At 51.9% G+C, this 10,295-nt stretch carries 6 protein-coding genes; all 6 read left to right on the top strand.

Annotated elements, in window-relative coordinates; translation table 11 throughout:
* Window positions 1-199: 199 nt before the first annotated feature.
* On the top strand, window positions 200-2,344 hold the full coding sequence (locus AAHA39_RS09430; RefSeq protein ID WP_320656905.1) for a type I secretion system permease/ATPase: 2,145 nt from the start codon (window positions 200-202) through the stop codon (window positions 2,342-2,344).
* Window positions 2,337-3,770: an HlyD family type I secretion periplasmic adaptor subunit gene (locus tag AAHA39_RS09435; protein ID WP_320656904.1), complete on the top strand. Its 1,434-nt coding sequence runs from the start codon at window positions 2,337-2,339 to the stop codon at window positions 3,768-3,770. The genes AAHA39_RS09430 and AAHA39_RS09435 overlap by 8 nt, the downstream gene beginning before the upstream one ends.
* Window positions 3,771-3,807: 37 nt before the next feature.
* Window positions 3,808-5,136: a TolC family outer membrane protein gene (locus tag AAHA39_RS09440; protein ID WP_042033160.1), complete on the top strand. Its 1,329-nt coding sequence runs from the start codon at window positions 3,808-3,810 to the stop codon at window positions 5,134-5,136.
* Window positions 5,137-5,333: 197 nt separating this feature from the next.
* The gene (locus AAHA39_RS09445) at window positions 5,334-6,020 is read left to right on the top strand and encodes a transglutaminase-like cysteine peptidase (protein WP_232354386.1); all 687 of its coding nucleotides are present in this window, start codon (window positions 5,334-5,336) and stop codon (window positions 6,018-6,020) included.
* 3 nt (window positions 6,021-6,023) lie between these two features.
* On the top strand, window positions 6,024-7,949 hold the full coding sequence (locus AAHA39_RS09450) for an EAL domain-containing protein (RefSeq protein ID WP_041208464.1): 1,926 nt from the start codon (window positions 6,024-6,026) through the stop codon (window positions 7,947-7,949).
* A gap of 269 nt (window positions 7,950-8,218) precedes the next feature.
* Window positions 8,219-10,295 (top strand): retention module-containing protein (locus AAHA39_RS09455; protein WP_342690014.1); only part of this gene is annotated, 2,077 nt, incomplete at its 3' end.

Below are 10,295 nucleotides of genomic sequence, written 5' to 3' on the forward strand. Positions count from 1 at the left end.
CAGCAGAGTATTTCACTCGCTCTTTTATCGATAATGAGCCATGCCGCTGTTTAGAACGAACCGGGTTAATGACCCCGGATGCGCCGTTCCCCTCCGCGGTATTGCCAGTGGCGGCAGTTGTTCTTGATCTGGATTGGCAAGAACAGGTTCTGGTGGCAGCGGGGTTATCTCGACCTCATTCATGCAGTGACAGGATGCTATGCAAGCAGAAACAAGTCGTATTGATGAGTTATTGGAGTGCTTGGTCTTTCTGACCCGCTTTTACGGCGTGCCCAACAGTCAGGATGCCCTGACGACCGGTTTACCCTTGGTATCGGGGCGTCTGACCACGTCGCTTTTTGGTCGTGCTGCCGAGCGGGGAGGACTCTCTGCCCGTGAAGTTATTCAGCCGCTTGATGAGATCTCCCCGCTGCTGCTGCCCTGCGTGTTACAGATGCGCAATGGCGGCGCCTGTATTTTGCTGGAATGGAATGAAGATCGAAGCCAGGGAAAAGTGATTTTTCCGCAGGCTGGGGATGCGACCCAGTGGGTTGCTGTCGCCCAGCTGGGGGACGAATATATCGGGCGCCTCTTCTATGTGAAGAAACAGTTCAAGTTTGATGAACGTTCGCCCAAGGTGCTGGAAAGCCGTGACGGTCACTGGTTCTGGAGTACATTGTTTGAATCCCGCGGAATTTATCGTGATGTATTGATCGCGTCCATTCTGATCAACCTGTTCGCAATAGCCAGCCCGCTATTTACCATGAATGTCTATGACAAGATTGTGCCCAATCTGGCGTTTGACTCGCTCTGGGTGTTGGCAGTGGGTGCCATGGTTGTCTTTACCTTCGACTATGTGATGCGGCAGCTGCGCAGTTACTTCATTGATATCGCCGGTAAAAAGTCGGATGTACTGCTCTCTGCGAAGATTTTTGCCAAGGTGATGGGCATGCGGATGGAGTCTCGTCCTGCCTCAACTGGTGCTTTTGCCAAACATTTGCAGGAGTTTGAGTCGGTACGGGAGTTTTTTACCTCAGCAACGGTATCAACGCTGATTGATCTCCCCTTCGCCATCTTCTTCCTCTTTATTATCTGGATCTTTGCCGGTGCCATGGTGGTGGTGCCCATTGTTGCCATGCTGATTTTGATCGCTTACAGCTTCTATATTCAGGAGCCGCTCAAGAAGTCGATTGAAGAGGGATCGCGGCTGGCTTCCCAGAAAAACGCCAACCTGATCGAAAGTATTTCGGGCCTTGAGACTGTGAAGATCTTTGGTGCCGAAAGCATGTTCCAGCATCGCTGGGAGCAGGCGGTATCTCATATCTCTACCTGGGGCGTACAGACCCGCCGCATCACCAACTCCATGTCGTCACTGGCGAGCTACATCCAGCAGGTGGTGACGGTCGGGTTGGTTATTGTCGGGGTTTACCAGATATCCGAGGGCAATGTGACCATGGGGGGGATGATCGCGGCCGTGATGCTATCCAGCCGTGCCATCGCACCCATGGTGCAGCTCTCTGTGCTCTCGACCCGCTATAACCAGGCCAAGTCTGCGCTGGATATTCTGGAAAAGATCATGGTAACGCCGGGTGAGCAGGAGGAGGGGAAACAATATATCCATCATCCGGTTATCTCTGGTCGGATTGAATTCGAGAGTGTCTCCTTCAAATATCCGGGAATGGAGACCAGTACCCTGCACAATATCAATCTGCGCATCCAGCCGGGTGAGAAGGTGGCAATTATCGGCCGGATCGGTGCAGGCAAAACCACCCTCGAAAAGCTCTTGATGGGCCTCTATCGTCCGACAGATGGCTCGGTCAGAATCGATGGTTTTGAACTCGATCAGCTGCCCCCCTCGGTGATCCGCCGCAACATTGGCTGTGTGCCGCAGGATGTCGTGCTCTTTTTTGGTTCGGTGCGTGACAACATCATGCTGGGTAATCCGCTGGTGGACGATGTGCGGGTATTGCGCGCCGCCAAACGGGCCGGTGTGACCAACTTTACCAACCGGGATCCCAACGGTCTGGATCGGCAGATAGGTGAAGGTGGGCGCCAACTTTCGGGTGGCCAGCGTCAGGCCATCCTGTTGGCCCGAGCGCTCCTTAATGACCCGCCCATTCTGGTGATGGATGAACCGACCTCCAATATGGACAACCAGTCTGAAATGCTGGTGAAACAGGAGTTGGCCAGACTGGGTCCGGAAACGACCTTGATTCTCATCACCCACAAAACCTCCATGCTGGATGTCGCATCCCGAGTGATAGTGATTGAGCAGGGACAGATCGTGGCTGATGGCCCGAAAGAGGCGGTGTTGCAACAGCTCAAAGAGGGCAAGGTACGGCTGCAGGAGGTATCCCATGGCTAAGCGGTTGTTAGGCTGGTTCAAGGGATTAAAAAAGCGCTCTTCCGATGAAGTGTTGCCAGCCCCCGAGCATCTTGCCTTTGTCGATGATGGTGCCGCAGCCGTTTTGCTGACGACACCGACCCGGGCGCGCATTCTGCTTTGGTGCTGCTTCTTCTTCTTTATGAGCGCGATTGTGTGGGCCGCTTGGGCGCAGTTGGATGAAGTGACTGTTGGGCAGGGCAAAGTCATCCCTTCTCGCCAGTTGCAGGTGATCCAGAACCTGGAAGGGGGGATCGTCAAAGAGATCTTCGTCAAAGAAGGCGACATCGTCGAAAAGGGCCAACCACTGCTACGTATTGATGACACCCGTTTTCGTTCCGATTTTCGCGAGCGTGAGCAGGAGCTGGTGACTCTTAAAGGGGACATTGCTCGGTTACATGCAGAAATGGCCAGTGTTGAGGTGAAAAACGAGCCGAATCTGGGATGGCGTGAACAGGTTGTGGTGGGCGAAGCGCCCATTGAGTTTCCGGATGGCTATGAAACTGTCTTTGCCGAATATGCCAACCGTGAACGTTCAGTCCAGAAGGATCGTCTCAATAACCTGAAGAACCAACTCTATATTCTAGGCCAGCAGATTGAGCAGAATGAGCAGGAGTTGATTGAGCTCAACGCCAAAATCCGCACCGTCAATCGCAGCGTGGAACTTGCAAGACAAGAGCTCAATATCAGCCGTCCGTTGGCGAAAGAGGGGATTGTGCCACAGGTTGAGCTGATCAAATTGGAGCGGCAGGTCAACGAAATGCAGGGGGAGCTTGAGAGTAACCATCTGCTGATCCCCAAGTTGAATGCGGTATTGCGTGAGACCATCTCCAAGCGCAACGACATTGCACTTAAGTTCAGGGCTGATTCGCAGACCGAGTTGAATGAAAAACAAGGCAGACTGGGGCAGTTGTCGGAAGGGCAGGTCGGATTGCGAGATCGGGTTGATCGCACCAGCGTGATTGCTCCGCTTAAAGGGACGATCAAAAAACTCAAGGTCAATACTCTGGGCGGTGTTGTCCAGCCCGGTATGGATTTGATGGAGATAGTTCCGCTGGAAGATACCCTGCTGGTGGAAGCCAAAGTATCTCCGAAAGATATAGCGTTCTTGCGGCCAGGGCTTGATGCAGTGGTCAAGATCACAGCCTACGACTTCACCATCTATGGAGGCTTGCATGGTAAGGTTGAACAGATAAGCGCGGACTCGATCCAGGATGAAGAGGGGAATTCCTTCTATCTGGTTCGGGTGCGCACCGAGAAAAGTTACTTGGGCGATGAGCTTAATGCACTTCCCATCATCCCCGGTATGTTAGCCAGTGCAGATATAATTACTGGTAAAAAAAGTGTCCTAGACTATTTGCTTAAGCCGATATTACGGGCAAAACAGTCGGCACTGAGAGAACGATAAGCCAACAATCTAAAAACAAGACATGACTGGAGATAACATGAAAAAAACGATTGTTGCCATGCTGGTCAGTGGCGTAACTATGTTACCGGCATTGGTGCAGGCCCAGACTCTGGAAGAGTCGGTAGGGCAAGCACTTGCGACTCATCCCAAGATCAAAGAGGCGTTTGATCTTTATCAGGCTCGTCTTTATCAGCATGATGGCGCCAAAGGGGGTTACTACCCTACCATCGATTTGCGCGGTGGCGTTGGCTACGAAAAGGTTGATAGCCCGACAACTCGAGCTGCTGGCTCCAACTCGACAACGATTGATGACTCAATGACTCGTAAAGAGGCGGGGATAAGTCTGCGTCAGATGTTGTTTGACGGTTTCAATGTCAGCAACAACGTTTCCAGAACCGAAGCTGAGGCCAATGCACAGCGCCTTGCCATGATCTCGGAGGCAGAGAATACCGCACTGCGTGTGGCTGAGGTTTACCTCAATATGCTGCGCCAGCAGGAGATCCTGGAACTCTCCAAGCAAAACCTCGAGACCCACGAGCAGATCCGCAGCGATATCCGCAAGCGTACTGACTCCGGCCTTGGTTCTACTGCTGACCAGACCCAGATCGATGGACGTGTGGCTCGAGCCTATTCCAACCAGGCTGCGGCAGAAAACAATTATCGTGATGCGGAAAGTGAATTTATTCGTGTCGTCAATGAAGTGCCAAAAGACTTGGTTCAACCGACACCGAATACAGAGCTGCTTCCGCCGTCACTCGAGAGTGCTTTGAAGACCGCCACCGAGGTTCACCCCACTCTGCTCTCCTCTTTGCAGGATATTGAAGCCGCCAAGTACCAGCATGAAGGTGCCAAGTCCGGTTTCTATCCTGATGTGACTTTTGAGGTCGATCAGAACTGGAACGAAGATATCAATGCTGTTAAAGGCCGTAACGACGATCTGACAGCCATGGTGCGAATGCGTTACAACCTGTTCCGTGGTGGTTCCGATGTGGCACAAAGCAATGCGACATCTGCGCTGTACTCTCAGGCAAAAGACATTCATATGAATGCTTTCCGTCAAGTTGAAGAGGGAACTCGTCTTGCGTGGAACGCCAAAGAGTCATTGGCCAAACAGAAAACCTTCTTGAAAGAGCACGTGGATGCCAGCTATGACACTGTTCAGGCATACAAGAAGCAATTTGGTTTGGGACAGCGAACCTTGCTGGACGTATTGAACACCGAGAACGAACTGTTTGAAGCGCGCCGCAGCTATATCACAGCAGAGTACGACTCATTGCTGGCCGACTATCGCATTTTGAATGCGACGGGTAGCCTGCTTAATGCGTTCAACTTCAAACAGCCTACCGAGTGGCAGGCCAAGCAGTAAGTTGGTATTCAGTTGCCCTTTCTTGGTTAGGGTAACTGCAGACAGGATGGTGATACCGATAATGCCATCCTGTCTGGCTCAAACCGGGTGATTTGTGCAGGAGTGTTTCATCAACGATGCGGCAGGAAAATGATGTGACTTTCTGGTTGTCATCTGTTGGTATTTCTCATGCCCGGTTTGGCGCTAGTCGCAGCTTGATGCGAATGGTGCGTGCTTCTCTGTGGTTATTCCTACTCCCTCTCTCTTTATTGCTCTCCGCCAGCCAACCGTTGACTCAGGAAGATATGCAATTGATCAAACGCGCTGAGCAGACCTACGGTATTCGGGCCGGGAAGAGAGTCTCCACTTGGCGCACACTGGTGCAGCAAAACAAGGATGCTGGATTAACTGAACGCCAGAAGCTGGAAAAGGTGAATCAGTTCTTTAATCAGATGCGTTTTATTGACGATATAAAGTTGTGGCGTAAAAAAGATTATTGGGCGACCCCATTGGAGTTTTTGGGAGCTTCCGGTGGCGATTGCGAAGATTTCAGTATTGCCAAGTATTCCACTTTACTTGAACTCGGTATTCCGGATGAGAAAATGCGCATGGTGTACGTCAAGGCACTCGACTATAACCAGTTTCATATGGTCGTAGCCTATTATGAAACACCATCGTCAGTTCCGGTTATATTGGACAATTTGATAGGCTCAATTCGTCCCGCTACCCAGCGGCATGACCTTGTGCCTGTTTTCAGTTTTAACGGTAGTCACTTGTGGTTGATGAAAGCGCGAGGCCAAGGGGAACTGGCTGGTGATTCATCCCGCTTGGGGTTATGGAATGATTTACGCAATCGCATGACATCAGGGCGATTGGCTCGGCCTGTGGTGAATTTGGATGATTAACCTATGACGCTCTACAGACAGTTATTGGCCACCATGTTGCTGTTGTTTGGACTGTTGTTTGCAGCCACCTATTGGGTGCAATTCAATTCGACACGCTCCTATCTTGCACAGCAGCAGGAAACTACGGTGATAAACACCGCGACGTCACTGGGGCTGGCACTGACTCCCTATCTGGAAAACGGAGACAAAGTCGGTGCCGAGTCGGTGATCAAGGCGATATTTGACGGTGGTTATTATCGTATTGTGCGGCTTGATCTGCTTGCCTCGAAAGATGTGATTGAAGAGGAGAACAGCAGCCGTATTCAGGGCGTACCGGACTGGTTTATTAAATTGGGATTATTTCCTGAAGTCTCCAATGAGTCGATTCTGACATCTGGTTGGCTACAGCTTGGCAAATTGAAGGTGGTCGGTCATCCGGGCCAGGCTTATCACGAGCTGTGGGTGGGCATGAGCGAATTGGCAACCTGGTTCGTGATTGGCTTTCTGATTACTACTATTTTGTTGATGAGAGCGCTGAACTTCCTGTTAAAGCCGCTCAAACAGATTTGCGACCAGGCCGTCGAGATTGAGTTGCACCATTTTGGTCATACCATCCCCGAACCTCGGACTCATGAGCTGAAGCAAGTTGTTCAGGCCATCAATATTCTCTCCGGCAAGCTGGCTGTGCAGTTCAAAGAACAGGCTGAAGAGGCAGAAAAACTGCGTGAGCGCGTCTATGTCGATGCGGTGTCCGGTTTGGGTAATCGAGCCTATTTTGTTGGCCAAGTAAATGCCTGGATTGCTGAAGCTGGTCAAGGCGGGGTTATGCTGGTTGCGGTGGATATGCTGGAAGATATCTACCGTGATGAAGGTTTCGCGGCTCGTGACAATATGGTCAAGTCCATCGCCCAGGTGTTGCGCGAGCAGCTTAAGGGATGGGATGGCGCCGCTGTTGCACGCATTTCGGCAACCGAGTATGCACTGTTATGCCCGACTGATGATTTTGAGCAGCTCAAAGAGCTGGCAGAGATTATTAACTCCCGTATTGCAGACCTGGTGGTTAATCCGATGGAGGAGGGCAACCCGCTCTCTGTTATCGGTATTGCGGGCCGTGATGGTAACGATGATCTCTCAGCTCTATTGACCAAGGCAGATAATGCACTTGGTAAAGCCCGTAATGAACGTCGTGGGGCTGTTGTAATTGAAGGCGGGGATAGCCAGGGCATGATGGGGCGTCTGGCATGGCGCGATCTGGTACAAGATGCGATTAACCGTCATCTATGGCGCTTCAAGGCACAACCCGCCTGCCGCTTTGATAATGGTTCGCGCATGCATGCCGAGTTGTTTGCCTCTATTTCGCGCGATGGAACGGATTACTTTGCAGGACAATTCTTGCCTGCTATTGAACAGTTCAAACTGGGGAGTGAATTTGACCAGGCTATCTTGGAGTCGAGTACCGGCTTGTTGCAACAAGATGCCGAGTTGACGCTGGCCATCAATATTACCGCTGGTTCACTTTGCTCTGATGATTTCCTGGCGTGGTTGCCAGAATTCCTCTCGGAGCATGTAAATCTGCAGGGGCGTCTGCTGTTTGAAATTCCAGAGGCGGCGATTGTGAAACATCGGGAGCAAGTGACCGCACTGGTTCAGGTATTGCGTCAACTTGGTTTCGAATGGGGTGTTGATCATTATGGTCGCCACTTCCAGTCCCTCGGTTATCTGGAAGAGTTGGCCCCTGCTTATGTTAAGGTGGATCATGGCTATACCAGCCAGGTGATGGAGCCGGGGGCAGATACCTCCTTCCTTGCCGCTGTTTGTCGTGCCGCCCACAATGCCGGTGTTCTGACCATTGCCACGCGGGTGGAAGACCAGCAGCAAGTGGAGCTACTCTCCAAATTGCATATCGATGGATACCAGGGATTTGTTCACCCGGCGTTTCCCCTATCCTGAAACGATGTTTTCTGAATCAAAGCGGCCTTCAGGGCCGCTTTTTATATTGTTCATAAAATCAATTTGTCATTAGTGAATGAAAAAGTGAATAAGGCCTCAATAAGGTCTTTTGTTAGTGTTTTGATATTAAAGGAAAAAACAGCTTCGTTCGATTTGGTTCATTCTTGAACATCCCTGTTCCGCCAATATATATATTTTTTGCAACGGTTAGAGTTGGCAAGTGCTTCTAAGGTGTATCCAGCGAGATCCGCCACCTTGGAGCAATGGATATGCGTACTCAAGTCATCGATAAAACCGTCGTTGTATCGGGTGTTGAAGGCAAAGTAGAGATAGTGCTGGCTGATGGAACTCAGCGTCTTTTGCAAAAAGGCGAGATTTTGCAACCCGGTGCCAAATTGGTCATCGCCGATGATGCCAAGTTGGCCCTTTCGCCCTACGATGATTCCCCTGCAAAGAACCAGCCAACCGGTGCCGATGAGGCTCAACCCGATCAGCCGCAGGGTGGTACAAATGCCAATGGTGATGGAGCGCCTTCCGATATAGCGGCTTTGCAAAAATCAATCTTGCAAGGTGTTGACCCGACTCAAAACTTTGAAGCGTCAGCCGCAGGTGGTGCTCCTGCAGCCGGTGGTGGCGGTGGTGGGATTGGCGGGGTCGCTGGAACGAGTGGTAATGGTGGCTTTGTCACTATCGACCGTGTCGGAGATGCCACAATAGCTGCTGCCGGTTTTGATACAACCTACGATACGACACCTGTGCTTGATCAAGCTCAGGCTGCAGACCCGCTGTTGGTAAATGTACTGGCAGATCTGGATGAAACAGTGACTACCCAGGAGGATTCGCCTATCAGCGGCAATCTTCTGGATAACAGTACCAACCCTGACGGGCCGGCTACCGCCACGATCGTCTCTTATGACTGGGGGATCAATATCGGAGTTCCAGCTGGTGTTGCTGCAACAATTACCGGTGTTGGTACCCTGATCATCAATGCAGATGGCAGTTACACATTTACCCCGGCAACTAACTACGACGGGGCGGTACCTGCTGTCACTTATCAAGTAACCGATGGGCAGGACACCGTATCGTCAACTCTTGTTATTACTATTACTCCGGTTGATGAAGGGGTAAATCTGCAAGGGTTGGCTGTTGAAGGTGGGGAAGTGCAGGTGAGTGATGCCAATCTGGCAGATGGCTCTGCACCAGATGCCGCTAAATTGACTCAAAGCGGCACATTTACCTTCAATGCTCCTGATGGGGTTCAGCTACTGAGTGTGGGGGGACTTCAGCTGATCAGTAATGGCGCAGTCGTGACCTTGCCGCAGTCGGTTGATACCCCTTTGGGTAACACTCTGCAAATTACGGCCATTACCTACGATCCGGTTACGGGTAATGGCTCAGTGATCTACAGCTATACCCTTCTTGATAACGAAGCTCATCAACAACCTGCCAACGATACTCAGTTGGGTGAAAATCTTCTAGTGACACTGACGGATGACGATGGAGATACGACCAGCGCTACTCTGGATATTGCGGTGCTGGATGATGTTCCAAGCCAGAGTGTGGGCGTGGCGGAAGAGGCTGACTTTGGCGGCTTGTCGGTGAGCTTGGACGAGACTGTTGGCAAGGGAGACACCTACAACAGTAGCGATGTGGATGATGGTTACGTCAGTGACGATGTGAGCGGGGCACTGGCACAGGCCACCACTGCGATCGCTGGTGGTCTGTTGTCTCTCTTTATCAGCAGTGGCAGCTATGGTGCTGATGGCGCTGGCAGTACGACAGGCAGCTTCAGTTTTGTGGGCGTGGGCAGCGAGGGTGTCAAGACCAACCTGTCGGCGACCGATGGCGGTGCGATTACTCTCAATGCCGTGAGCGCGACCGAGCTGCAAGGGGTAGGCGGTGACGGTGATGTAGTGTTCAGCATCAAGATTGTGACCGTGGATGGCGTTGCGCAGCTGCAGACCACCCAGTTTGAGGCTTTGTCTCACGGTAACACAAGCCTGTTTGATGAGTCGCTGTCATTGTTGTTGAGCGGCCAGAACACTCTGGGTTTGCAATACAGCGTAACCCGGGTGGATGGCGATGGGGATAGCGTCACAGACAGCGCCACCATTAGTCTGGTAGATGGCGAGCGTTCGGTATTCAACTTTGACGATGACGGCCCGCGCGCCGGGCTGGCAGAAGAAGCCCCGCGTCTGGGTGCAAGTGTGGATGAAAGCCTGGTCAGTCTGGGCGGTGTTGGCGGTGACGGGGTGGCCAGTGCCAGCCTGAGTGCGGGTGACGTGCAGGCACAGTTTGCGCCGGCCTTCGGGGCTGATGGGAAAGGCAGCATCGGCTACAGCCTGG

This window comes from Aeromonas sp. SE22, assembly GCF_038739755.1.
Taxonomy (GTDB): Bacteria; Pseudomonadota; Gammaproteobacteria; order Enterobacterales; family Aeromonadaceae; genus Aeromonas; species Aeromonas jandaei.